This is a genomic window from Streptomyces sp. NBC_00237 (assembly GCF_026342435.1).
Lineage (GTDB): Bacteria > Actinomycetota > Actinomycetes > Streptomycetales > Streptomycetaceae > Streptomyces.
In genome coordinates, this window is sequence record NZ_JAPEMT010000002.1 from 1275470 (window position 1) to 1301393 (window position 25924).

Here is a 25924-nt window from a genome sequence, read left to right on the forward strand (position 1 = left end):
CCGTCCGCCATGAACCCCAACGTCAAGATCTTCATCACCATCTTCTGCTACATCAGCGGCGTGATGGGCGTGGTCACGGCCGTGCTCAACGCCAGCCAGCAGCCCACCCGCACCACGGCGGCGGTCGTCGCGGGCGTCCTGGGCGTCCTCTTCCTCTTCGCCGGGATCGCCCTCAGCCGCCGCCCGCGCCTCTGAGGCTCCGCGACGGCCTCCACGACTCCGTAGCTCTGCGGCTCCGCGGCTCCGCGAAGAGCTCAATGCACCGATTGCGTAGCCGAGTTGAACGCCTCGCTGCGCCGGGCGGCGGACTCTCTGCACAATGCGAGCATGACCATCGAGAACCAAGCGTCTCCCCAGACTCCGGCCCCTCAGGGCCCCTTCGGTTCCGTCGAGTCCTTCGACGACGGCACGCCCGTCCGTTTCGTACTGTCCGAGCCGTCGACCGTACCGAGCCCGTCGACGGAGTCCCGGCGGCGGTACGCCGACCGGCCGGACGGGATGGGGACGGCGGTGCCGGTCGCGCGCGGCGGTCAGCTGGTCGCCGACCTGGCGGTGGAGACGCTGCGGCAGAGCCTGCGGCCGGTGAAGCCGCTCCTTGAGGAGGTCCACCAGGCAGTGTCCTCGGTCGCCGTGCCGCCCTCCGAGGTCAGCGTGACCTTCGGCATCCAGGTCGGCAGCGACCTGAAGCTCGGCATCGTCGGCTCCAAGGGCCAGGCGCATCTGACGGTCACCGCGAGCTGGCTGCCCGCCGACGCGGCCCCCGCCGACGGGAGCCGGGGGGCCGACGGGGGCTCCGACGAAGACGAGGAAGAGGAAGAGGAAGGGACGGCCACCGGGTGACCGGGGCCTTCCAGGGGGCCTCCGCACGGTGGAACGCGGTGAGCAGTCGGCCGCCGGACGCGATGGTCTCCATCCGCAGGGCGCAGTCCTACAAGTCCTCGGGCGCCGGCGTCCTGCTCGGCGGCGGAATGGTGCTCACCTGCGCCCACGTGGTCAACGACGCCCTCGGCAGGGCCTCCTTCGAGCAGCGGCATCCGGGCGACGCGGAGGTCACCGTCGAGATCCCGGGCAGCTCGATCCGCCAAGGGGTGTCCGCCTGTGTCCAGGCGTGGATTCCTCCGGCGGGCGAGGACGGCAGCCGGATCATGCCCGGCGAGGACGAGTACTGGCTGGGAGACCTGTCCGTGCTCCGGCTCGATCAGTACGTCGACGACATGGTCCCGCCCGCGCCGCGCTACTCCGCGATGCAGTACCGCCAGCGGGTGCGCGCCTGGCACGGCAGCGGCACGATGAGCAGCTTCGCCGATGCCACGATCAGTGCCATGGGCGAGGCCGTCGCCTTCGTCGACGGCGACTCGACCGGCATGGCCATCGGGCCCGGCTACAGCGGAGGGCCGCTGTGCCGCATGGACGACGGGGACGTGGTCGGCCTGGTCGCCGCGCACTACATGCCGGACCCGAACCGCCCGCACAGCCCGCAGCATCTGATCCGGCGCAGCTGGGTGATCCCCTGGCAGCGGATCGAGAGGGACCTCCACGACGCGGGCGTGCACCTGCTCTCCCGCGTCGTCAGCCCCCGGCCGTCGTACGAGAACGACCATGCGTACCACCCGCTGATGACCGCCTACGAGCGGTTCGTCCCGAACAGCAGCCGGGCGCACATCGCCCACGCCGTCGCGCGCTCCTGCGACATGGTGGTGGGGACGGCCATGGACGGCCCCGGCGAGTTCGCCGCGTTCCTGCTGGAGCACCCGAGGGCCGTGGCGGCGCTCTCCGCCATCCTCCTGGGCGGCGACCCGGCCGCCGCGCGGGCCGTCCTCGAAGCGGGGCGGCTCTCCCTCACTCCCCTGCTCCTCGCCCCCTCGGAGCACAAGGAGTTGCTGCGGCTCGTCGAGGGCGCTTTCCGCTGCTGATCAGCCCAGACTGGCCGAAGTCAGCGAGCTGTGGGTTCGAGAACGGGCAGCGGAGGGCGAGACGTCCGATCTGGAGTTGGCGACCGAGCTCCTGGATGGGCTGGCCCGTCTCGTCCGCACCGCTGGTGGACGAGACGCCGGCCTGTACTGCTGGACGGCCCAACTCCAGCCCTGGATCGCGCACCGCCGATGCGGACATGGGTGCGGCCACCGTTGACCATCGGTGTGTGAAGACAAACGATCATGCGGTGGCCGCAGGTCACAGCGTAGACCCTGCCCGTTGGCAGGAGGCGTTCGAGGGCCTGATGGACCGAATAGCAGGCCGGTTCACCCGGGTCGAACCCCGCCACCGGATACGGCGGCTGGTCCCACTACACCACTCGGCGGGACGCCACCGGCCGACGTTGCCATCAGGCCACTGAAAAGCCTCGCCCACAGACAGTGGACGAGGCTTTTCAACCGCTCACCAGAGTTTGAAGCTCTAGCCCGAACCGGCGTCTGACTTGCAGGTCAGGTCCGACTCAATCGCGTGACGACCTGAAGAATTTGAGCACAGTCTCTTTCTGTTGCTCAACTGTCCCCACTTCTGTAGCTGTAGCGGGGGCGAAAATGTCCACCAAATCACCATCCGTCAGTGGCGGAGTACGCCGCAGCGGATAAGCAAGTCGGCCATTCGACATCTGTCGACCCATACCAGAAGGGAAAACCCCCGGTCGAGCCCCCTGACAGAAGATGAGAAGCCCATCCGATTCCAGCACCCGTCGAACCCCGATCAGGCACTCGAATAGATCGACTCCCGTGTGAACGCTTCCCTGTCCACTCTCGCGAGCCAGGCGGATCATCGGTTCATGGGAATCCCGAATTTCGAGCTCGACAGCCTCAGTGCCCCCTTGCAGGTTGCCTGCTTTGAGCTTCACCTTCTCCATCAATCCCCCACGGGTCGATAGTTCGGGTTGTCCCGCCACGATCCGTCGCGCATCCTGACGCCGCGAATCCTACGGGGATCGACTCGTCCCGGAATGGCGATCTCTTTTTCGCTCGAATATGGATTGTCAGGCCAAGCCTTGTTCACATCGGTTCCACGCATTCCGTCGATGTGATAGACATTTCCGCCTCGACCCTTGGCGATTCTCTCTTCCTTTGTGGTTGAGATGTATCCAGAGTCGGTAGACCATCCGGAAGCATGTTCCATGAGATCCATATTAGCCCCTCTCGGTTCAAATCCCGATTTGAAAATCTCATCGGGATCCCGAGTGTCACTTCGATAGACGGTGCCGCAGTTGTGAGCAAGGACCGGTGTGGCTCCCGCCAGCGCGTAGTACGTGTGAGTGTCGCTGACGGTGAGGTTGTGCACCGTGGACGATTCGGTCCAGCGTTGAACATCCTTCACCTGCACCCAGGTTCCGGCGGATGTCTGGAGCCACGTCCCTGGCTGAATGGTCTTCGCCTCGGCCCAGATCCGCAGGGTCGGCATCCAGAACGGATGGCCTTCCGTAGCGGTGATCGTGGCGGAATTGCTGCCAGGATTTCCGGGTTCAGTGAGGGTGATCCTGACGAGGTCCTTTTTCCCCTTGCCGATGATCGTGGCAGTGGCGACCTGCGGTGAGGTTTTACCGGTCTTCGGGTCGGTGGCGAGAACCTTTTCCCCGACCTTGATCTGGCTGATCTGCTTCGTAGACCCGTCGGCCATGAGGACCAGGGTTCTACCGGCGAAGCTGTTGGTTTCGCAGGAACCCCCGTCGTTGTCCCTGGCGCCGTCCTTCGCCAGTTCCTTGGCTGCCTTCTTTGCAGCGGCCGCGATGCCCGCAGCGGCTGCGGGCTTCTTGACCTTTGAGGGTTTCGGCTTGGGCTTCGGTTGGGCTCGGGGTTTCGGCTTGGGCTTGGGGCGTGCGGCTGCCTTGCGGGCTGCGGCGCGTTTCGTTGCCGCGCGCTTGGCCGCCGCGCGCTGTGCCTTGGCGCGGGCCTGTGCTGCCGCGCGGCGCTGGGCCGCACGTTTGGCCGCGGCACGCTGCGCCGCCGCACGTTTGGCTGCGGCGCGTTTAGCTGCGGCGGCCTTCTTGGCTGCCTCTCGCTTGAGCTTGGCTGCGAGCTTCTTGGCTGCTTCGATGGCGCGCTTGCGGGCTTCCGCCGCGAGGCGGCGGGCCAGCGCCTGTGCGGCCTTGCGGGCCGCGATCGCCGCCGCGCGGCGGATCGCCGCGCGGATCGCCGCCTGGATGATCATGCGGGCGGCGAAGCCGATCAGGATCGGGAAGAAGGTCCCCGACGGGTCGGAGTACGTCGCCGGTGCGTTGTTGCTGTAGGCGTACGGGTTGATGGTGGCGGGTTGGCTGTAGTCGACCAGGGGGTCGACGGATATGAACCTGCCTGTGGCGGGGTCGTAGTCGCGGGCGCCGAGGCGGGTGAGACCGGTGTCCTCGTCCACGGTGCCGCCCACGAAGCCACGTGCACCGGGCCAGGTGGAGGGCTGCGGACCCCGCTGTTCGCCGAACGGCATCAACTTGCGTCGGGTGACCGCCATGCCCGCGGCGACCATGTCCACGGTGGTGTGGGAGGACCCGTGGTGGTCGGCCAGCACCAACTGGCGAACGCCGCCGGTAGCCCGGACCGTCGTCGACCCGTCCGGGTGCGGGTAGAACCGTTCCGCCTTCTTCTGGCTCTGGTCGGCGCTGACCGTCAGCTCGGCTTCGCCCAGGTAGAGCGTCTTGCTTCCGTCGGAGTCGGTGCGGATCAGCCGTTCGCCACCTGCCCCGTAAAGGTAGGAGGTCTTCTTGCTGCCGCCCCCCTCCACCGGTTCGGTGACCGAGGCGAGTTCGCCCTCGATGTCCCATTCCAGGGTCTGCGTGGTGCCGTTCTGCTGCCGGGTGGTGGTGTTGCCTGCCTTGTCGTAGGCGAAGGTGTTGAGCCGCTCGCCGCCCGGACCCGCCGACTTGATCTCGGCGAGGGCGTTGGGGCCTCCGACGCCGGGCTTGCCGTAGGTGTAGGTGCGGGTGACGTCCTTGGCGGCGTCACCTGCCGTGTCCTTCTCCACGAGCTTGGTGCGGTTGCCCGCCTCGTCGAATTCGTACTGGTGCCAGTACGCGTCCGTGCCACCGACGTTGGCCTTGGACGGAGCGGCCTTGCAGTCGTCCGTCGCGGTCCAGGCGGAGGTCATCTGGCGCAGCTGGTTGTGGACGAAGCACTGGGTGTCCGTCTTGCCGCTGTCCGGTGCCGCCTCGCCGGGGGTGTCCTTGATCTTCGTGACGTTGCCGGCCTCGTCGTACGTGTACTGGGTGTCGCTGATCCGGCCCGGGTTGATCGACCGGTCGAAGGTCGACTGGGTGAGGCGGCGGGTGAACTCGTCGTAGAGGTAGGTCCCGTACACCTTCTTGGTGGCGGTGCCCGCGTCGGTGCGCAGGATCTCGCCGAACGCGGAGTACTCGACGTCGTTCAGGTACGACGCCTCGCCACGGACGGAGATCGGCAGGTCGTCGGAGTTGTAGCGGAACGTCACTCGCTCGTTGACGAGACCGCCGACGCCCGGCACGTCCGCCGTCGCCATGTTGCCGGTCGGGGTGTAGCCGTAGGTGTAGGTGTAGGTCCCCCCGAGCCCCGCTTCTTCTGCCGGGATCACGGTCTTGGTGGTCTTGATCCGGTAGGCGTTGTCGTACGCGGTGACCTCGTCGCGGTATTCGCGGCCGTTGGCGTAGCGGATGGAGGCCGTGGGCAGCCCCTTGCCGAGGGTGTCGTAGGTCCACTCCATGCGCTTGGGGCCGGTGACGCTGCCCTCGCGCAGTGAGGTGGGTCGACCCGCCGCGTCGTACGTCGTCGCGATTGTGTTGCCGCGCGGGTCGGTCGAGGCGATGACGTTGTCGCTGTTGTCGTACGTCAGCGTGGTCTTGCCGCCGTCGGGGTCGGTGGAGGAGACCTGTCGGCCCCTTCCGTCGTACTCGAAGGTGGTGACGGCGCCGCCCGGTGCGGTGATCTTCACGACGTTGTCGTGGATGTCGTACTCGTAGGAGGTGTCGCGCCAGGTGGTGCGTTCCTTGTTGGAGTACTCGCGGATCTTCGCGGTGCGGCCCTCGGCGTCCTCGAAGGTCGCTGTGACCGTGTCACCCTGCGGCGGGATGGCGGTGGAGACGTCGCCGTCGCGTTCAGTCGTCGTACGGAGCTTCTCCACGCCGCGGTGGTAGGTGATCTCCGCGGTCGGCTGGCCGAGCCCGTTGAAGGTGGTCCGGTTCTGTGAGGGGACCTCGTTGTCGCCGACCAGGAGGACTGTCGGCGTGGGTTCCGCTTCGTGGTAGTAGCCGTCGTTCGTCTTCCACGGCCGCCCGGCGGAGTCGTAGAAGGTGTCGTTGATGATGCGGCCCGGTCCTGCGACCGCTTCGTCCTGGGTCTGGCGCTCGCGCAGGAGGCCGTCGAGGAGTTCGTAGGAGACGGCGTATTCGCCGTTGTCCTTGAGGGTGCGGTTGGTGACGACGGTGGGTCCGTCGCGGCGGATGGTGTAGTCGTAGGTCGCCGTGGGGGTCTGGGTGGCGGAATCGCGGTCGATCTCCCAGACCTTCAGCAGTCGGCCCAGGGGGTCGTACTGCATCGTGGCGCTCTTGTTGTTGGCGTCGGTCTCCTTGACCGGCATGCCGCGGACGTCGTCGAACTCGGTGGTCTCGGTGTGGCCGAGGGGGTCGGTGGTGACCGTCTTGGTGGGCCGTGCCCCGGTTGCCGGGGTGTTGGTGACGGTGGTCTTGCGGTTCTCGCCGTCGTACGTCGCGCTCTCGCGGCCGTGGATGTCGTACTCGGTCTTGTCGATGGTCAGGTAGCCGTCGCCCTTGGCGTTCAGTTCCTGGACCTCGGTGGGCAGACCCTTCGTGGGGGCCACGCCGAAGCCCTGACCGTCGTACAGCGTGCGGGTGTCCTCGACGACTTCACCGCCTGAGGTGCCACAGGCGCCCACAGTGGTGAGCTCGCGGGACTCCGACTCCAGCATGTGCAGTGCGGTGTTGCGGGCGTAGGAGGTGACCGTGCACAGGCGCTTGCCGCCCGCCGTGGTCTCGTCGACCTGGGTGGGGAGGCCGACACTGTCGTACGTGGTGGTCTCGGTCGAGGTGCGCCAGGTCTCGCCCTTGACGCGCTCGCGCGTGGTGACGGTTTCGGGGCGGGCCATCCACGCCTGGAGCGGGGTGGTGCCCGTGCGCTTGCGCTCCGCCGTCTTCACCGACTTGGTACTGGTGAGCGTGGTGGAGTCGACGGGTCCTCCGTCGTACTCGTAGCTGATCTGCTCGCGCAGCTGCCCCTGGTACTGCTGCAGGTCCGGGCTGCTGCCGCCCTGGCTGTCCACGACGGACGCGGTGCGCGTGCCGGTGGGGAGCTTGTCGCCGTGCATGCCGCGGAAGAAGCGGTGCTCGGTGAGCTGCTTGACGTCGCTGCCGCCACCGACGCGGGTGCGGACGCGCTCGTAGCCGCGGTACTGCGACCAGGTGCGCTCCTTGCGCTCGGTGAACTCGCCGTCGTCGTAGGCCCATGCCGGGCTGCCGATGAACTCGTAGCTGGTGACCTTGTCCGGGGCGTCGGTCACGAGGTCGTCCTCGCGGACCTCGGTGGCGAGGTACTTGTGGAACCAGTCCTGGACGGGTTTGGTCGCTCCCTTGGGCGTCCAGTACTGGGGGTAGCAGCGCATCGTGTTGGTCTCGGGCGACGCGGGCATCTTCCGTGGCTCCAGCGCCTGGCACTCACGGGGCGAATAGGTGACGCCGATGCGGCCGCCCGACTCGGTGTCGATGGCGTGCACGCGCATCCGGGAGTAGGGGGGCAGGCCCTCGACGCCGTCGACGCGGTTGTCCATCTGGGTGCCCGCGAAGCTGACCTTCGGCATGCTCGCCGTACCGCCCGCGCCCAGTCCCGTACGGGTGATGGATGCCAGCCACAGGGCCGGAGAGGTGCCGTCACCGGTGTCGGGGTAGGACTGCTCCAGCGTCCAGGAGTCGACGTTCTTCAGCGCGGACCCGGCCAGCACCTGCGTGCTGATCTTCGTGAGGCGCTTGGTGGACCAGAACGTCGGGGAGTACTTGTCGGTGCACTTCGCTCCGGCCGCGCACTCCTGGTCGAGGGGGGTGTCGGGCCAGTACTTGGCGTTCGCCACCGTCCGCTTGGACTCGGCGCAGTCGAACGTGCTGCTGGGTATGCACCGTTCGGCGGTCGTGAAGACCGTGCGACCCGCCGGGAGCCCGGCGAACAGGGCGTTCGCGCGCTGGCCGTAGTCGATCCGGGTGAGCGTGGCGGAGCGGGTGTAGGCGATCTGCTTGTCGGCCTTCATGTGCTGGCCGTAGTAGTTCGTGTACTTGTCCCACCACAGGGTCATGGCGTCGCCGAGCGGGTCGACGACGTAGTCCAGGTTCCACCGGTACGCCTGGGCGCAGTCGGAGTCCGCGAACGCGGTGGCGTGGCAGGGCTCGCCGGGATGGTTGCCGAAGACCGGGACGGTCAGGGCGGAGTTGGTGCGCTGCGTTCCGGCACCGGGGAGCTTGTTGAGGCCGAAGTGGTACTGCACGCCGTCGGTGCCGGTCAGTACCCAGTACTCGCCGCCGTTGGCGCCGTTGTCCGCGCCGGTCTTGCGCTCCAGACGGGTGCCGTCGTCGTCTGCCGGACGCCACTTGCCGGTGGCGTCGTCCTTGACGAGCTCGCTGGAGTTGCCTCCCAGGGACATCACGACGTGGTCGGAACCCCAGCACAGGTCAGCGGTCTCCCCCGAGTTGTTGGGGGTCTTGCCGTCCTCGGCAGCCTTGTCGTCGGAGCAGGACTTGAAGCGCCGCTCGATGAAGCCCGGTTCGTAGTCCCAGCCCTCGGCGAGCCAGGAGGACTGACCGTTGGTCGACGCGGTACGGCCGTCCACCGCCTGCGAGGAATAGGAGAGCGCGACCTCGGGCTGCGGGCCACCGGGAACCTCCGGCGACTCCACCGGGTACGACCAGGAGAAACCGCCGGAGGAACTACCGGCCATCCAGGACCCGGTGGGGGACAGCGAGGTCGCCTCATGGCTGCCGCCAGGGCCCGATGCCGCGGCTGCCGCGGCCAGGACCATCGGCGCACCCGCACCGCGTGCGGCCGGAACACCCAGGTCCACGGTAGCGCTCACGGTGTGCGCGGACGGGTCGTTGGAGCCGCCCAGCTCGGTCCGCGTACGGCACTCCGGCAGATCCGGAGTGGTCAGCGCACACGCGGGCAACTGCACCAGACGCAGGCGCGATCCCCAGTCACCGCCGTACGTGTCCTTGATCGCCTCGTAGTCCAGCTCGACTTCGACCGCACCCGACACCGCTTCGGCGGAATCCGTGGCGGCCGGAGCGGCAGTGAACAGCACACCTTCCACCCCCGCCTTGCGCGCGGTGGCCTGGTCCTTGACCTGAACCCTGGCCGCTCCGCCGACCGGCGCGGGAGTCTTCGAGCCTGCCGCGCGCGTCGACTTCGCCTCCTGCACGGAAGGACGGGTCAAGCGGACCAGCGGGTCCAGGAGGCCAGGTGCTGTTCCGCCCGGCGTGCCGACAGCAGCCCCGCCCAACGTGAACTTCGATTCCTTCGAGGTCTTCTGGCCTTCCGTCACCTGCACCGTGTAGTCGCCGGTCAGAAGCTTGGCCACCGACGGAGCCCAGGGCTTCGCCGCGGCGTCCGTGACGGCTTTGCGCGGGGAAGCCAGGTTGCGGCCGGGGACGGAACGATCACGCTCCAGCCCCTCCAGCCGCATCTTGCCGGTGCCGGCCGCAGCGGGATCATCCGGCACGAAAGCAATGAGAAGCGCCATGAAGACGACATAGGAAACAGATCTATGCCAGTGCCCCAAATAGCGTATATGTCGCAGTAGTTGTTGCATGACCTAACCCACTCAGGAGTGACGGGACTGCAGGAACGGAGTGAGTAAACACGCGTTAAAGTTCACAGCCAAGTCAAGGGATCTTCACGAGAAAACCCAAAAAGAGACAAGAACGGGCAAAAATGCCAAGGACATTCACACGAAGATGGGCTTCGGCCCGGCGCTCGATACCGGCACTCCTCGCCGTCACTGTCGTGGGCAGCTCGCTGGGACTCGTTCCGCTCGGTCTGAGTCCGGCAGCATCCGCAGCGCGACAGGCGGGCCCCGCGGAGAGAACGGGAGAAGAGGGCGCCCTCGCCAAGGCGCGGCTCACCGGCGAGCCGGTCGAGATCATGAGCGAGCGTTCGGAGACCAGCGAGACACACGCCCTGCCCAACGGGAACCTGCGCCGGACTCAGCACACCGCACCGGTGCGAGTGAAGCGCGAAGGTGTCTGGTCTCCCATCGACACCACCCTTGCCACCGTCGCAGGCCGGGTCTCCCCGAAAGCCGCCGCCGGCAAGGTCACCTTCTCCGCCGGTGGCAGCACTCCGCTGGTGACGGTCACCGATCAGGGCCGATCCGTGTCGCTCAGCTGGCCGAAGCCACTGCCGGCCCCCGTACTTGAGGGCTCCACCGCGACCTATCCCGAGGTCCTGCCCGGCGTCGACCTGGCCGTGGCCGCGGGAGTCGACGGGTTCAGCCAAGCGCTGATCGTCAAGTCCGCCGAAGCCGCCGCCAACCCGGAACTCGCCACCATCGACTTCGGTCTCAAGACCGAAGGGCTGAAGCTCAGACAGGACCCCAGCGCGGGCACCATCACCGCGGCGAACGAGGCGGGCCAGACCCTCTTCTCCACCTCGACCGCCCGGATGTGGGACTCCTCGGGCAAGGACGAATCCGCCCCCGCAGGGCAGAAGCGCGGCAAGAGTGCGTCGCCGCAAGTCCGCACCCCCTCCGACCTGACGCCCGGCACCAACAGCAGCACCGTCGGCGTCGACTTCACGAACAGCCAGTTGACCCTGACGCCGGATCAGGAACTGCTGAAGTCGCCGGACACGACCTACCCGGTCTACATCGACCCCCGCATGACAGGCGCTCGCCAGGCGTGGACCATCGCCTACAAGCCGCATCCGAACGACAGCTACTTCAACGGCACGGGCTGGTCGGGCGGCACCACCAGCGAGGCGCGCGTGGGCTATGAGTCGTCCACCGGCGGCACCGCCCGCTCCTTCTTCCGCGTCGACTCCAAGTTCCTCGCCCGTGTGAAGGTCATCGACGCGCAGTTCCAGATCACCGAGACGCACTCCTGGTCCTGCACCGCCAAGCCCGTTGAGCTCTACCTCACCGGGTCCATCAGTTCTGCGACCACGTGGAACAAGCAGCCGTCGTGGTCCACCCGCCAGGACAGCCGCAACTACGCCCACGGCAACGAGAGCTACGGCTGCCCCGACAAGGCCGTCGACTTCACCGCGAAGGACGCGGCCGTGAAGGCCGCGGCCAATTCCTGGTCCGACATCACCTTCGGCCTGCGAGCGCCCCAGAGCGCCGAGGACGGCAAGGACGCCTACAGCTGGAAGAAGTTCAAGCCCGACGCCAAGCTCATCGTCGAGTTCAACCGCCTCCCCAAGAACCCCTGGGCACTGGACACCATCCCCAGCACCAGGATCAGCAGCACGGACTGCGGCAACGGCGCCACCTACATGACCGTCGGGAACACCGACGTCACCCTCAACGCACAGGTGTGGGACCAGGACGGTGGCGACGTCAACGTGGAGTTCCTCGTCTGGCCCACGGGCAAGTACGCGGGCAGCCCGGGCATCATCTTCGACAAACGCGTCCGCAAGACCGTCCTCGCCTCGGACTCCAAGGGCGTGCGCGCCAGCATCGTCGTGCCCAAGGCTCTCCTCGCCCAGCACATGGCCTCCAGCGGGGGCCAATTCTCCTGGAAGGCACAGGCCGAGGACGTCGGCGACTCCACCTTCGCCTCCGACTGGACCCCGACCTCCGGAGCCTCCGGCTGCCGCTTCGGATTCGACCCCACCGCCCCGTCCATCATGCCGACCGTGACCTCCGTCAACGGCGTCTACCCCGAGGACACCGAGGGCGCGCTCGCTCGTACCGAAGGACAGTTCGTCCTCGGTTCGGGAGGTGAGAAGGACGTCGCGGAGTACCGCTGGGCCCTTGACCGCACCCCGCCGCACATCATCGAGAAGCCCGCGACGCCCGGCGCGAGTGTCACCGTCAAGCTGACTCCGCTCACTCCCGGACCGCACACCCTTTACGTCCAGAGCTTCGACGCCGCAAAGAACCCCGGGCCCACGTATCCGTACAAGTTCTACGTCAAGAGCCCCGGCATCATGGATAAACCGGGCGACGTCAACGGGGACAACCAGCCCGACATGTTCGCGATCGACAGCACCAACAACCTCCGCCTGTACTCAGGAGCCGGTGCCGGGACTGTGGACACCGGCATCCCCCTCTCCGAGAACGCCAGCTGGGGCGCAGCTCTTCTCACCCACCGCAGCGACTGGAACGAAGACCTCTACGAAGACCTCGTAGCCCGTAAGCCGGACGGAAAACTCTGGTTCTACCCCAACGACGGCATCGGAGGGTTCACCGAGGACACCAAGGAGGAGATCTACTTCTTCGCGGATCCCGAGACGGGTCTCACCCTCAACCCGGCCACCTTCAAACAGATCGTCTCCGTCGGAGACATCACCCCCAGCGAAGGTGGATCGAACCCGGACTTCGTCGCCGTCATCGGGGACCAACTCTGGTTCCTGCCCGGCTACTCCAGCAGCAACATCCAAGCTGGATACCCGATCGGCAGCAGCGGCTGGGGCAACATGCAGCTCAGCACCTCAGGCGACGTCGACGGAGACGGCTTCACCGACCTCATCGCCCGCAACACCGCAAACGGGGACGTCTGGCTCTACCACGGCAAGAGCAACGGAGACGCCGACGGCGACAACATCCCCGACGGAGGCACTGATCCCAGCTCCCTCGGCGCAGGATCCAGCAGAACCGCCTACGCCACCGGCTGGACCATCGCCGCGCGTCCGCTGATCACCGCCACCGGCGACTCCAACGGCGACGGCATCGGTGACCTCTGGACCACCACCGCCAACGCCACCGCCGGCCTCGAATTCGTCCCGGGCCGCAAGACCGGCCTGCTCGGCGGCCCCACCGTCGTGGGAACCGGCGGCTGGCAGGCAATCAAGGGAATCTTCTAGTACGAACCGATCACCAGCAACGGATCGGCCCGCGGCAGCGAATCCCTTCTCTGCCGCGGGCCGATCCGTTGCGCACCGGAGAGGCGGCGTGCCTGCGCATCCCGAACTCCTAGGTCAGTCCAGCCCGCCGGGTTCGACGATGCACACCAAGGTTCCCGAGGCGCCCACCGCCGTGCACCGCATGGCCTCCGCTCCGTCGAGACGGATGACGCCCTCGACGCGTCCCCCGCCCTCGCCAAGCACCACGGTCAGCGCCGGGACCGCCTCCGTACCGCACATGCGCACTGTTGCCCGCCACGGCAGCCGAGGCTGCTCCACCACGGTCTCACCCGCGCCATCGTCCCCGAGGGTGTACGAGATTTCACTCGCCCCGGCTCCGTCGACCTCGTATTCCACCAGGAAGTGCAGGGGTACGGGTTCGGCGCCGGACAGGCTGAAGGTCTCGGCCCCACTGACCGCACCCCCGAGAATGCCGGGATCCTTCCAACGCTCGTTCACGACAACTTCCTTCCGGGGCGGGTTGACCTGAGCGTCGACATGCGCGTCCGGCTCAGCCGGAGGACACCGGCAGCACGTCCGGCGACAACGCCCCCGCGTGCGCCGACGCACTCGTCATGTGCCTGCGGTGGTGCCGTCGGCACAGCACCTCGTACCCCACGGCCTCCGCGGGCCGGTCCACGTCCCCCACCACGACCTGCTCACCCTCGACGACCATCTCGCCGCCGACCGTACGGGCGTTGTGCGTCGCCCGCGCCCCGCACCAGCACATCGCCTCGACCTGCAAGGTCTCCAGCCGGTCCGCCAACTCGATCAGCCGCCGCGAACCCGGGAACAACCGCGTCCGGAAGTCCGTCATGATCCCGAACGCGAACACGTCCAGGTCCAGGTCGTCCACGATCCGCGCCAACTGGTCGATCTGCTCCGGCGCGAGGAACTGCGCCTCGTCCACGATCACGTAGTCGACCCGGCCGCCCCGCGACACCTGGTCCACCACGTACCCGTACAGATCCATGCCCTCATCGGCCTCGACCGCCTCGGTCACCAGCCCCAGACGCGACGACAGCTTCCCCTCGCCCGCCCGGTCGTCACGCGTGAAGATCACGCCCTGAAGACCACGCGCCGACCGATTGTGACCGATCTGGAGCGCCAGGGTCCTTCTGCTGGGGAACCCGCCATCTAAAGATGGCGTCGAGGGCATGTCGCTACGTGCTCTCGGGGCGCTCCGGCGATCCGTCGAAACGGACGACCCGACGGCCATCCCCCACCAGCAGGACTTGAACGCGATGCTCGCCGGTGTGAGGTCCCCGAGACGCGGAGGTTGCTGACATCAGGTCAGGCTGGGGGCTTCTACGGTAACGCTCCTGCCGGAAGTGAGCGCCAGCTGCAGCGCCGGCCTGACCGGCGTCGTCATGCGCGCCCTGCGTGCACGGACGCCGGTGTCGGCAGGGCGCCCACCGGGCGGGAGTGCAGGCGGTGCAGGTACTCCCCCGCCGTGGGCAGGGTTTCGAGCAGGATCTGCTGTTGGCGCTTGATCTGCAGGAACTGGGCGTCCGCCGACCGGCGTGCGGCCACGCGGTGGGCGAGGGCCGGTCGCGGGACGGGGGCTGCCGAGGGGGTGAGGGAGGACAGCAGGGCGTAGTAGGGCAGTTCGTGGGCCGCCCGGTCCGGGGCCAGGCCCGAGCGGTAGCCCGCCAGACAGTCGCGCAGGGCGGCGGACAGCGGGAGGTCGCGCTGGGCCTTCCAGAACGGTGTGTCCTCGCGCGGGGACGCGGCGTACCGCAGCAGGACGAGGTCTCGGGCCCTGCGGTAGCGGAGCTCCACCGCACGGTTGAAGCGCGCCGCAGGCGCCTCCCGGTCGTCCAACGACGGGAAGTCCCTCACCAGGCGGTCCACCAGGGAGAGGGTCTCGCCCAGGCCCTCGTCGGCCAGGGGCTCCACGAAGTAGGCACAGGCCCCGAGCGCGACACAGTTCTTCACCCAGGCACGGCCGCTCCGCCCGGCGCGGTACCGGGAGTGGCGTACCGCGGTGACCTCGGGGCGCAGACCCCACAGCCCGCACAGCAACCGTGCCGCCCCGTCCGGCTCCATCCAGTCGCGTCCATAGACCAGTCCGGCGCCCGCCCGGCCGGGCAGCGGCATCGTCCAGGCCCAGCCCATCGGCAGGGCAGTCACCGTGGTGAAGGGGTCGATCCTGTCCCGGGCGTCCTCCTGCGCCACAGTCAGGGTGACTGTGCTGTCGCACGGCAGCCGGTCCTGCACGTCGATGAACGGCTCACCCAGGATGCCGGCGAACAGCAGGCCCTCGGAACCGGTGCAGTCCAGGAACAGGTCGCCGTCGACCGCAGTTCCCTCCTCGGTGTGCAGCACGGTCAACATCCCTCGTTCGTCCCGCTCGGCGTGGAGCAGTTCGTCACGGATCGACCGTACGCCGAATCGCCGCATCCCCAGATTCCGCAGAAAGTTCGTGAACATGCGGATGTCGACGTGCCAGCCGTACGGGAGTGCCGCACGGCCATCCATCCAGCGCGGTGATTTCCCGGCGTCCATCAGCGGCGGTTCGCGGAAGCACGCATAGTCGAAGGGCTCGATCGTCTCGCCGTTGCTCCGCCGGTAGCGCCAGTATTCGGAGAGCGGGAATTCTTCACACTCGGGGATTTCCGCACAGGGGCGGTAGAAGTGGTCCGCACCGCCTCCGTCCGCGATCCGGGGCGCCGTCGCCGCAGCTCCTCCGGTACGCCAGTTCACATGCCGGACCGCCGTTTGGAAGGATGCGCAGCACGCCCGCATCCATTCTTCCTCCAGGACGCCGAGCCGGTCGAAGAGGTCCCTCTGCAGCCTTGCCGGAACCGCGCTGAACTGGCCCGTTTCAAAGTCGCCTGCCCCTCGTGACGGCATCTCGAGAACGGTGACGGACACGGCGCCACCGAATGCGGACGCGAGCCGGACGGCGGCCGTCCAGCCGGTGGCCGTCCCGCCCACCACCACGATTCTCCTGACGCTTTCCATGCTGGTGCTCGGGTCCGTAGCCATGTCAGAAATCTTCGCCGGCCTCTCTGTACGCATTCCATGTCGGCCTGTATCGGCGAATACAGAGTGCCCGGATAATTCCTATGGCAGTACGGCCGAACCTCTTGTTGCGGGACCTGAACGGGACCCGGACTCACACACAGGAGGAAAAGTGTTCGACAACCAGTCCGACCCGGCCCAGGTTCAGCACCCTCTGGAAGTTCTGGCAGACATTGAGCACCGAGGATCACAGGATCAGGAAATGCTGCTGCGGGACAGCGGAACTCCCTGGGCCGAACTACTGGCGGAATATGTGGATGCCCTGAACGAACTGGCTTCCCCGGGAACCGGGTCCAGCGGATTCATAGCGACGTACGGCCTGGACGAGGGGCATGCGGGCGGCTGCGGCTGAACCCCTGAACCTGCTACGGCCCACCGGGCCGTAGCAGGTTCAGGGGTCAGGACGGAGCAGGAAGAAGAAAGGAGGACGAGGAGAGGAGGAGCGGGGTTTTTCGCGTCACGCGAGGACGGGCGTCGGCGACTGGCACTGCTCCTGCGCGAACAGCCGCACGAGCGGCATGAAGCGGTAGCACAGGGACGAGTCGTCATCGACGCTCCACGCATCGAGCAGCCGTGCGTCGGCAAGCCGTTCCAGGACCTCTTCCGCCACGTCAGAGCCGGTGCCGAGCAGCGCCGCCGCGTCACCCGCCGTCAGCCGGGAGAGGCCCGCTCGCGCCAGTGTGCCGAACGAGGCCCGGTCGGCCGGGCCCAGTTGGGCCAGTTCGGCAGCGAGACCGACCCGCACGTCGAGACTGCCGATCCGCAGTTCGCCGAGGCGTCGCTCCTGGGGCGCGAGCCGGTCCGCGAGCCGGGCCGCCGGCCAGTGCGGACGAGCCGCGAGACGGGCCGCGGCGATCCGCAGGGCGAGCGGCAGCCGGTCGCAGAACTCGGCGATGCGGGCGGCTGCTTCGGACGCCCCGGTGAAACGCCCCTGGCCCGCGACGGCAACGAGCAGCGCGTTCGCCTCGGCCCGTTCCATGGGACCGAGCCGCACCAGACGCGTCCCCTCCAACGAGGCCAGCGGGGAGCGGACCCCCGTGACGACCGTGCGACTCGCACCGCCGGGCAGCAGCGGACGCACCTGGGTGTCGTCGGAGGCGTTGTCGAGGACGATCAGCATCCGCCGGTTCGCCAGCAGCGTCCGGTAGAGCTGAACGCGTTCGTCGAGTGCCACGGGGATCTGGTCCGGTGCGATGCCCAGCGCCCGCAGGAACCAGCCCAGTACTTCCCCGGGCGCACGGGGACCACCGCCGTCGGCGGGTGCGGTGCGCAGGTCGGCGTAGAGCCGGCCCTGGGGGAAGTCCGCACGGCAGCGCTCGGCAGCCCACAGGGCCAGGGCCGACTTCCCGGTGCCCGGCGCGCCGGTGACCACGACGTCCTGCTGGTCGCCCAGCGCGCAGAGCACCTCTTCGGTCTCGGCCGCCCGGCCGGTGAAGTCGCCGGGCGCGGCGGGCAGCGTCGAGGGAACAAGCCCCCGCCAGCCGGAGCCACCTGCGTCCGGGCCCGGTCCCTGCTGCTGCGGCACACGTCCCACCGGCGACACCGGCTCCACCAGTTCCGCCCGATGCCGTTCCGGAGCCTGCGGCGGCGTCAGCGTCCCGGTGAGGACCTCCTGGTGCAGGGTGCGCAGTGCCGGTCCGGGGTCGATGCCGAGGTCGTCGGCGAGGACCCGGCGACCCTCCTCGTACACCGCCAGCGCATCAGCCTGCCGGCCGCAGCGCGACAGCGCGGTCATCAGCTGGCCGCGCGGCCGCTCGCGCAGCGGATTCAGCGCCACCTGCCGGGTCAGGCCCGGAACCGCCTCGGTGTGCCGGCCGAGCGCGAGCGCGGCCTCCGTGCGGTTCTCCAGCGTGGAGAGCCGCGCCTCCTCCATCCGGGGGCCCTCGGCCTCCGCCAGGTGTCCGGTGACGTCGCTGAGAGCCGGCCCCCGCCACAGTGCGAGCGCCTCGGTGAGAGCACGCTCGGCGTCGGCGTAACGGGCTGCCCGCAGTTCGGCGCGGCCCGCGTCGGCAAGAGTGCGGAAGACGTCCCAGTCAAACGTGGCGTCGCCGATGTCCATCCGGTAGCCGGGCCCGTGGCGTTCCAGACCGAGGTGCGCACCGAGGCGGGTGCGCAACCGGGACACGTACGTATAGAGCTGCTTGGTGCTCGTGGCCGGTGGGTCCCAGCCCCACAGCAGGGTGGTCAGCCGCTCGTCGGTCAGCACCTTGCCGTGTGCGAGCAGCAGCGCCGCGAACGCGGTGCGCTGCTTGCTGCCGTCCAGGGCAACCGTACGGCCGTCGAGGTCGGCCGCGACGGGCCCGAGAATCTTGAGGTCCATGCGGCTCTCCCCGTATCAGCGGGCCCGTCACGGTTGCGGACCATCTACCGAAAAACGGTACTGACCTGGGGTTTTCCCGAGCCATCGGTTCGATTTCGGGTCTACGAAAGCGATTCGAAAGAGCCGCAAAAAGGGACGTCCGTAGCGTTCGTGTCGTACCGCAGGACAACGGCTCGCAACTGACACCGCACTCGTCTCAGGAGGACATCATGAAGCTCCGCACCCCCTCGGCCAAGGTCTCTTCCCGCACCGCCCCCGCGGCCCGCCTCGTAGCCAGTGCGATCCTCCTCCTGACGGTGGCCGGCTCGGTGGTCGGCACCGCCGGAACCGCGAGCGCCGTGGAGCCGGCCGCACACCAGGCCAGTACGAACACGCTGGGCGACGACCCGTGGACCCTGTCCCCCGGCCCGAACGGGGACGACCCGTGGACCCGTGCCTCGGATGCGAACGGGGACGACCCCTGGACCCGTGCCTCGAAGACGAACCGGGACGACCCGTGGACCTGACAGCCGGGTCCCTCAAGGCCGGACGAGTACGAACAACTGCTCCGATTCCAACGGCAGACCATCCCCGAGCACCGCCAGCAACCGTGCGCTCCGTTCCTCCCAGACCGGCGCACCGACCTCCGCGAAGAGATCCTGAGCGGACTTGAAGCTGGCGGCGGCCCCCGCACGATCCATGTGCAGAGCCTGTACGCACCCGAGGACCACCCCGGCCCGCGCCTCCAGGTGGCGGTCCGGCACCTTGCCCGAGGTCAGCAGCGCATCCCGCAGAACCGCCTCGGCCTCCTCGGTCCTGCCCTGGCACCACAGTGCCTCACCCAGCGAACGCAGCGCATGAGCTTCACCGCGGCGGTCACCACTGTCGCGGACCAGCTCCAGTGCACGTCGGCAGGCATCTTCCGCCCGCGGGCCGTCCCCCTGATGGATCAGCGCCTCGGCCAGCCGGACGGTGCTCTGAGCCTCGCCCCGTACGGTCCCCAGACCACGGCTTCTGGCGACCGCCTCCGAGGACAGCATCAGACTCGCCTGCGGCTCGCCCCGCTCCAGTTCGATCTGCGCCAGGAGCCCCAGCACATGGGCCTCGGCGTAGTGGTCACCGACCGCGCGGAAGATCTCCAGCGAGCGGTGCCCCTTCTCCCTGGCCCGGTCCAGATCTCCGCGATGGCGTTCGCACAGGGCCAGGTTCCGGAGGACCAGGGCGCGTCCCTGGTCCTGCCCCTGCTCCTCGAACAGGTGCAGGGCCCGGCTGAGCCGGTGGTGGGCGGAGTCGTAGTCCCACAGGACGATCTCCAGGGTGCCCAGCGAATGCAACATCGCCGCCTCGCCCAGTGTGTCCCCGCTCTGGACGGCGGCTTCCAGTGCACGCTCGCCGGACTCCCGCCAGTCCTCCAGGTAGTTGCGGTTCTGGAAAAGGGTCACGCCGGTCATCGCCAGGTCCCAGGCGTGGGCGGACTCACCGTGTCTGGCCGCCTGCTCCACCAGTCCGGTGATCGAGGAGCGTTCGGTCTCGAACCACTCCATCGGGTCCTCCAGCAGACTCTCCACCAGATGGCCGGGGAGCGGGTGGAGCGGCGCGGGACCGTGGATCACGGTGTAGTCGCCGCCGTACACCCGACGGTGGGCCTCTGCGGCGAGGGCCAGCCAGGCTCCGCAGGCGCGCCGGGTGGCGGCCCGCAGTTCCTCTTCGGTGTTCCCGTCCCGTGCGCACTCGCGGCCGAACAGCCGTACCAGGTCCTGGAACCGGTAGCGGACGTGACCGGTGGTGGCACTGAGTGGTTCGAGCAGCTGGGCGTCGACGAGCTGCTCGATCAGGTCCTCGGCATCGACGGGGTCGATGTCGAGGAGCGCGGCGCCGGCCCAGGCGGAGAAGTCGGGGACGTTGAGGACACCGAGCAGCCGGAACATCCGCGCGGCGGCGGCCGGCAGGTCGCGGTAGCTGAGCCGCAGTCCGGCCCTGACTCCGCGTTCGTCCATGCTGAGTTCGTCGAGTCTGCGGTGCTGGTCCTCGAGTCGGGCCACCAGGGTCCGTACCGACCAGTGGGGTTTGGCGGCGAGCCGGGCGGCCGCGATCCGCAGGGCGAGCGGAAGCCGGTCGCAGAGCAGGCTGAGCCGGGCGGCCCCGGCCGGGTCGGCCCCGAAGCGTTCGTCCCCTGCGACCTTGGAGAGCAGGGCGATCGACTCGTCCTGCTCCAGTGAGCCCAGGTGCAGCGGTACGAAAGCGTAGTCGCCGGCGAGCGAGCCGCCCATGGAGTCGCGGCTGGTGACCAGGACGCAGCAGCGTCCGGTGCCTGGCAGCAGCGGGCGGATCTGCCGGAAGGAACGGGCGTTGTCGAGGACGATGAGCACCCTGCGGCCGCCCAGAACGCTGCGGAACAGGGCGGTGCGCTCGTTCTCGTCGGTGGGAATCTGCGGGCCGGGCACGCCCAACGCGCGCAGGAAGCGGTCGAGTACGGCGCCGGGTCTGCGGGGCTCTTCCGCCTCGTCGTAGCCGCGCATGTCGGCGAAGAGCTGGCCGTCCGGGAACCTGGCGACGACCTGGTGGGCCCAGTGCACGGCAAGGGCGGTCTTGCCGACGCCGCCGGGGCCGATGATCGAGCCGACCGGCAGCGCCTGGCCGTCGAGCTGGTCGAGGAGGCGGTCCAGCGAGGCGAGTTCGCTGTTGCGGCCGGTGAACGAGGCCGGGTTGGGGGGAAGGTGCGCGGGGACGGCCGTCTGGGGTACGAGGACTGCGGGTTCGGCGGGCAGGTTGAGGAGGGGCGAGTCGGCAAGGATCTCCTCGTGCAGCTCCTGCAGTACGGGGCCCGGGTCGATGCCGAGTTCGTCGGCGAGCAGCCGCTGCGCGTCGCGGTAGGTCTCCAGGGCCTCGGCGCGGCGTCCGGCCCGGTACTGGGCGAGCATCAGGTGTCCCTTGGCCTGCTCGCGGAGCGGGTGTTCGCGGACGAACGCGCTCAGCTCGCCGACCATTTCGCGGTGCTGGCCCAGTTCGAGGCGCAGGCCCGCGTACTCCTCGTAGACGTCGAAGCGCTCCCCGGTCAGCTGGGCGGCCTCGGACTCGACCCGTTCGGCGGAGATGCCTTCGAGTGCGGGGCCGCGCCACATGGCGAGTGCTTCCTCGAAGTGGGCGCACGCCTCCTCGAGTCTGCCGCTGCGGGCCGCCTCCCGCCCCTTGGCGGTACGGTCGTTGAACTCGACGGCGTCGATGCGGTGTTCACCGGTGAAGAGCATGTATCCGGGATGGCTGGTGACCAGGAGGTCCTCGACGCCGACCGCGGTCTTGATGGTCTTACGCAGCGCGGACACACAGATCGCGATCTGGTTGCGTGCGGTGGCCGGCGGGCGGCCGTCCCAGACGGCGTCGGCGAGCACGTCCACGGACACCACCCGGTTGGGTGCGAGCAGCAGCATCGACATGATCGTGCGCTGACGGGCGCCCTGGAGCACGACGGGGCGCCCGTCGGCGCTGATCTCCAACGGCCCCAGGATCCGGAACACCACCTGAAGCACGCATGCCTCCCGCTGTTCGGCCGCAGCCGTACCTGCTACGACCTGATTCGCCGCTTTCAGACTGATTAACAGGGTTCAGCCGGGCTCCGCAACGACGACGGCAGCATGCTGCCAGCCCCTCAGGCCCTCGCCATCCAGGACGCGGGCGGCAGGGCGTCGGGAAGGTCCCAGGTAGCGGCCGGTGCGCTCGTGCGCCCCCGGGACGATGCGGCGCCCTCCCCCGACTCGGCCCCCGGCGTGGAAAGAGCCGTGAGCAGGGCCGTGACGACCGCCAGTTCCTCGGGGGTGGGCACTCCCCTGATGACCTTGAACAGAGCGGGACCCAGCGGCCCTTCGAGCACCGGTACGGGTACGGGCTGTACGGACATGGAATCTCCTCGGGTCGGGAGGTCAGGGGGCCGGGCAGTCGGGCCGAGGCTGACGAACGGGCGCAACCGGTGCGTCAGGTCGGGGGGTTGCCGTGCTTGCGGGCAGGTATCGGAGCGTGCTTCGAGCGCAGCATGGTGAGCGCGCCGATGAGAGCACTGCGGGTTTCGGCGGGGTCGATCACGTCGTCGACCAGGCCACGTTCGGCCGCGTAGTACGGGTGCATCAGCTCGGCCTTGTACTCCTTGACCAGCTGCTCGCGCATCGCGTCCGGGTCGTCCGCAGCCTGGATGCGCCGCCGGAAGACCACGTTGGCGGCACCCTCAGCACCCATCACGGCGATCTCGTTGGCCGGCCAGGCGAACGAGACGTCGGTGCCGATGGAGCGCGAGTCCATGACGATGTACGCGCCTCCGTACGCCTTGCGCAGGATCACCTGCACCCGGGGCACGGTCGCGTTGCAGTACGCGTACAGCAGTTTCGCACCGTGGCGGATGATGCCGCCGTGCTCCTGACCGACGCCCGGCAGGAAGCCGGGCACGTCGACGAGGGTGACCAGCGGAATACTGAAGGCGTCACACATTTGCACGAAGCGGGCGGCCTTCTCCGAGGAGTGGATGTCGAGCACTCCTGCGAGGAACTGCGGCTGGCTGGCGACGATGCCGACCACCTGGCCGCCGAGTCTGGCGAGGGTGGTGAGGATGCTGGGAGCCCAGCGCTCGTGGACCTCCAGGTGCTCGCCGTCGTCGATGAGTTCCTCGATGACCTCGCGCATGTCGTACGGGCGGCTGCCGTCCAGCGGGACGAGGTCGCGCAGCCGCTCACAGCTCCGGTCGACCGGGTCCGACGAGGTTGAACGGGGCGGTGTCTCGCGGTTGTTGGAGGGGAGCATCGAGATGAGGTAGCGGACCTCGGCGATGCAGGTCTCCTCGTCGTCGTACGCGAAGTGCGCGACGCCGCTCGTCCCGGCATGGACGTCCGCGCCGCCGAGCCCGTTCTGGCTGATCTCCTCGCCGGTCACCGCGCGGACCACGTCCGGTCCTGTGATGAACATCTGCGAGGTCTCACGGACCATGAACACGAAGTCGGTCAGCGCCGGACTGTAGGCGGCACCGCCCGCGCACGGACCGAGCATCACACTGATCTGCGGGATGACACCGGAGGCACGGGTGTTGCGCTGGAAGATGCCGCCGTACCCGGCGAGCGCGCTCACACCCTCCTGGATGCGGGCGCCCGCGCCGTCGTTCAGGGAGACCAGCGGGGCACCGGCCGAGATGGCCATGTCCATGATCTTGTGGATCTTCGTGGCGTGGGCCTCGCCCAGCGCGCCGCCGAAGATCCGGAAGTCGTGCGCGTACACGAAGACCGTGCGGCCCTCGACCGTGCCCCAGCCGGTGATGACACCGTCGGTGTACGGCTTCTTGTTCTCCAGGCCGAAACCGGTCGCCCGGTGCCTGCGCAACTGCTCCACCTCGTGGAAGGAATCGGGGTCCAACAGCAGCGAGATGCGCTCCCTGGCCGTCAGTTTCCCCTTGCTGTGCTGGGCGTCGGTGGCCTCCGGCACTCCCCGGAGCACCTCCTGACGGATTCGGGTCAGTTCACCGATCTGCTCGTTCATTGTCATGACCAACTCCATTCAGACGGCCGTGCGGGAGGGCGGTCAGGCGGTCGGCCAGAGCGGCGGCCAGGCAGTACGCCGGGCGACGAAGTCGCCGAGTGCGACAAGTGCGCGGCGCGCCGGGATCGGCGGCAGCCCTTCGAGGGAGGCCCGGGCCTGCTCCAGGCGTTGGCGCATCAGCGCAGCGGCCTCGGCGGCGGCCGGTGAGCAACGGAAGAGTTCCAGCACCCGGCGGTGTACGGCGGGCGCCGTGACGTGTCCGCCGGTGAGCAGGGCGCGCAGTTCGTCATCGGCTGGATCGTCACCCGCCAGGGCGATCAGGACGGGCAGGCTCGACACCCCGGCCAGCAGGTCCTTGCCCTGCTCCTTGCCGGTCAGTTCGGCGGGGGCGCTCAGATCGAGCAGGTCGTCGGCGATCTGGAAGGCCACGCCGAGTTGCTCTCCGTACTCGGTCAGGGCCGCCGCCTGCGCGGCGGACGCACCCGCCTGGAGGGCGCCCATACCCAGCGACATCGAGAGCAGCGCGGCAGTCTTGCCCGCAATCACCTGGAAGTAGTGGGCGACAGGGTCCTCGCCGGGAGCGGGGCCGGTCAGCTCGCGCAGTTGTCCGGACACCAGACGGCCGGCGGTCTGTGCGTTGAGGTGGATGGCTTCGGCGCCGAGGCCGGCGGCCAACTGGGCTGCGCGGGCGAGCAGCCAGTCACCGCCGAGCACGGCGGCACGCTCGCCCCAGCGTGCGTTGACGCTGTCGACCCCGTGCCGGGTGGCGGCACCGTCGATGATGTCGTCGTGATAGAGCGAGGAGATGTGGACCAGTTCCGCGATGACGGCGGCCTGGGTGACTCCGTCCCGCCAGGGCTCACCGAACTCGGCGCCGAGCAGTACCAGGAGCGGCCGCAGCCGTTTGCCTCCGGCTGCCGCGAGGTGGCCGGTGAGCGCGGCCACCCGGGGATCGGGAGCGCTGTGCACGCAGTCCTGGAGCCACTTCTCGGCGGCGGCCAGGGCGTCTCGCATGCCGGTCTCGAACTCCTCGTCTTCAAGAGCGAGTTGTCCCAGAATCCCGGTCCCTCGATCCGGCGCCGACGTCGGAGCCTCGTACATTTGCTGAACATCCACGAGGAAACCCCTCATTAGCACCGGCGGAGCCCGTTTCGTTTCACGGACATCGACCGCCACTGTCTGCTGCTCCCCACGCCCGGACAACGGCGCTGACATGAAGGTGCCAGTAGGTTCACGGCTCCCCGGACAACAGTGAATTGTCAGCTTCCTGCCAACCCTCGCCACGCCTGCGGACCTGTCGGGGCGTCTGGATACGCTCCAGCGGAAATCTTCGAGAATGCCGAGAAGGGCGAGGGAAATGCGCAACCGAATCATCATCGTCACGGCGGCCGCCAGCGGTCTGTTCGGCCTGTCGGCCCTGCCGGCCGCCGCTGCTCCCGGGGGCGCCGCCCCGGCGACCGCCAGGGCCGGGCAGGTCTGCACGAACGTGCAGTTGTCCGGTGCGCTGCCCGCGCCGCCCGCCGGTCTGGCAGTTCAGCAGGAGGTCACCATCGGGGCGGACTGCAAGCCGCGGCTGGGGGCCGTACGGCTGGTACCGGCGACGGGCGCACGCGCTGTTCCCCGTGCCGCTGCCGCAGGGGCCGCCACCCGGCAGGTGAAGAGCTGGTCGGAGATGTACGACTGCTGCAACATCCGGATGACCGGTCTCTCCACCACATCCACCTGGAACACCGAAGGCAACCGGATCACCACTGCGGCCACCGAGGCACGCCAGGAGTGGAACCGTGAGCCCTGGAACGCCGGTTGGTCACTGAAGTCGTCGAGCAAGACGGCCGACTGCCTCACCGACTGCACGGTCTCGCGCAACGAGGCGCACGCCGAGTTCTCGTACAAGGGCATCTTCGACACGACCGGCGACTGGTACGCCAACAAGCACCATTCGTACGTGGATCTCAAGGCCGACGGCACCGCTTCCTGCCGCTTCGACGTGGAACTCAAGCACAGCTTCGTCGGCTGGAACCTTCAGCGGGGCTGCGCATAGGTGCCCAATACGGATCGAATGGCAGCAACCTGACATCTCTCG

The 25924-nt window shown here is 68.5% G+C and carries 16 protein-coding genes; 7 read left to right on the forward strand and 9 right to left on the reverse strand.

All coding sequences use genetic code 11. From position 1 onward, the window contains the following. Positions 1-9: 9 nt before the first annotated feature. The 3 genes from OG897_RS19720 (at position 10) to OG897_RS19730 (ending at position 1913) form a co-directional block, all read left to right on the forward strand. Positions 10-195, forward strand: coding sequence for a hypothetical protein (locus tag OG897_RS19720; RefSeq protein WP_266658513.1), 186 nt, complete (start codon positions 10-12; stop codon positions 193-195). A gap of 132 nt (positions 196-327) precedes the next feature. Continuing rightward, positions 328-840, forward strand: coding sequence for a CU044_2847 family protein (locus OG897_RS19725; RefSeq protein ID WP_266658514.1), 513 nt, complete (start codon positions 328-330; stop codon positions 838-840). A gap of 38 nt (positions 841-878) precedes the next feature. After that, positions 879-1913 (forward strand): serine protease, encoded by a 1035-nt coding sequence (locus OG897_RS19730; protein WP_266658515.1) that lies wholly within the window; start codon positions 879-881, stop codon positions 1911-1913. Positions 1914-2838: 925 nt separating this feature from the next. Here OG897_RS19730 and OG897_RS19735 read toward each other — a convergent pair. After that, entirely contained in the window at positions 2839-9681 is a 6843-nt protein-coding gene (locus OG897_RS19735; protein ID WP_266658516.1) for an RHS repeat-associated core domain-containing protein, read from the reverse strand. Positions 9682-9872: 191 nt separating this feature from the next. On the opposite strand from OG897_RS19735, the gene OG897_RS19740 reads away from it, so the two are divergent. Beyond that, positions 9873-12965 (forward strand): VCBS repeat-containing protein, encoded by a 3093-nt coding sequence (locus tag OG897_RS19740; protein WP_266658517.1) that lies wholly within the window; start codon positions 9873-9875, stop codon positions 12963-12965. A 114-nt stretch (positions 12966-13079) separates the two neighbouring features. Here OG897_RS19740 and OG897_RS19745 read toward each other — a convergent pair whose 3' ends face one another. From OG897_RS19745 to OG897_RS19755, 3 genes are all read right to left on the reverse strand, one after another. Then, positions 13080-13463 carry a hypothetical protein gene (locus OG897_RS19745; RefSeq protein ID WP_266658518.1) on the reverse strand — a complete coding sequence of 128 codons (384 nt, stop codon included), beginning with the start codon at positions 13461-13463 and terminating at the stop codon, positions 13080-13082. A gap of 52 nt (positions 13464-13515) precedes the next feature. Then, the gene (locus OG897_RS19750; RefSeq protein ID WP_266658519.1) at positions 13516-14163 is read right to left on the reverse strand and encodes a thymidine kinase; all 648 of its coding nucleotides are present in this window, start codon (positions 14161-14163) and stop codon (positions 13516-13518) included. 209 nt (positions 14164-14372) lie between these two features. Next, positions 14373-15995 carry a tryptophan 7-halogenase gene (locus OG897_RS19755; protein WP_266658520.1) on the reverse strand — a complete coding sequence of 541 codons (1623 nt, stop codon included), beginning with the start codon at positions 15993-15995 and terminating at the stop codon, positions 14373-14375. A gap of 148 nt (positions 15996-16143) precedes the next feature. Between OG897_RS19755 and OG897_RS19760 the strand changes: the two genes are divergently transcribed. Next, positions 16144-16383 carry a DUF6269 family protein gene (locus OG897_RS19760; RefSeq protein WP_266658521.1) on the forward strand — a complete coding sequence of 80 codons (240 nt, stop codon included), beginning with the start codon at positions 16144-16146 and terminating at the stop codon, positions 16381-16383. Positions 16384-16488: 105 nt separating this feature from the next. Here the strand turns inward: OG897_RS19760 and OG897_RS19765 are convergent, their stop codons facing one another. After that, entirely contained in the window at positions 16489-18351 is a 1863-nt protein-coding gene (locus OG897_RS19765; RefSeq protein ID WP_266658522.1) for a BTAD domain-containing putative transcriptional regulator, read from the reverse strand. Between the two features lie 209 nt (positions 18352-18560). Here OG897_RS19765 and OG897_RS19770 point away from each other — a divergent pair, with 209 nt between their 5' ends. Further along, positions 18561-18857 (forward strand): hypothetical protein, encoded by a 297-nt coding sequence (locus OG897_RS19770; RefSeq protein ID WP_266658523.1) that lies wholly within the window; start codon positions 18561-18563, stop codon positions 18855-18857. Positions 18858-18869: 12 nt separating this feature from the next. Here the strand turns inward: OG897_RS19770 and OG897_RS19775 are convergent, their stop codons facing one another. The 4 genes from OG897_RS19775 to OG897_RS19790 all read right to left on the reverse strand — a co-directional run bounded on the left by OG897_RS19775 (position 18870) and on the right by OG897_RS19790 (position 24855). Beyond that, complete coding sequence (locus OG897_RS19775; protein WP_266658524.1) at positions 18870-21857, reverse strand: BTAD domain-containing putative transcriptional regulator; 2988 nt, start codon at positions 21855-21857, stop codon at positions 18870-18872. Between the two features lie 119 nt (positions 21858-21976). Next, positions 21977-22225, reverse strand: coding sequence for an acyl-CoA carboxylase subunit epsilon (locus OG897_RS19780; RefSeq protein WP_266658525.1), 249 nt, complete (start codon positions 22223-22225; stop codon positions 21977-21979). 74 nt (positions 22226-22299) lie between these two features. Continuing rightward, positions 22300-23841 (reverse strand): acyl-CoA carboxylase subunit beta, encoded by a 1542-nt coding sequence (locus OG897_RS19785; protein ID WP_266660330.1) that lies wholly within the window; start codon positions 23839-23841, stop codon positions 22300-22302. Positions 23842-23883: 42 nt separating this feature from the next. Further along, a complete protein-coding gene (locus tag OG897_RS19790) occupies positions 23884-24855 on the reverse strand; it encodes a polyprenyl synthetase family protein (protein WP_266658526.1) in 972 nt (323 codons plus the stop codon). Positions 24856-25198: 343 nt separating this feature from the next. Between OG897_RS19790 and OG897_RS19795 the strand changes: the two genes are divergently transcribed. Continuing rightward, complete coding sequence (locus OG897_RS19795; RefSeq protein WP_266658527.1) at positions 25199-25882, forward strand: hypothetical protein; 684 nt, start codon at positions 25199-25201, stop codon at positions 25880-25882. Positions 25883-25924 lie beyond the last annotated feature (42 nt).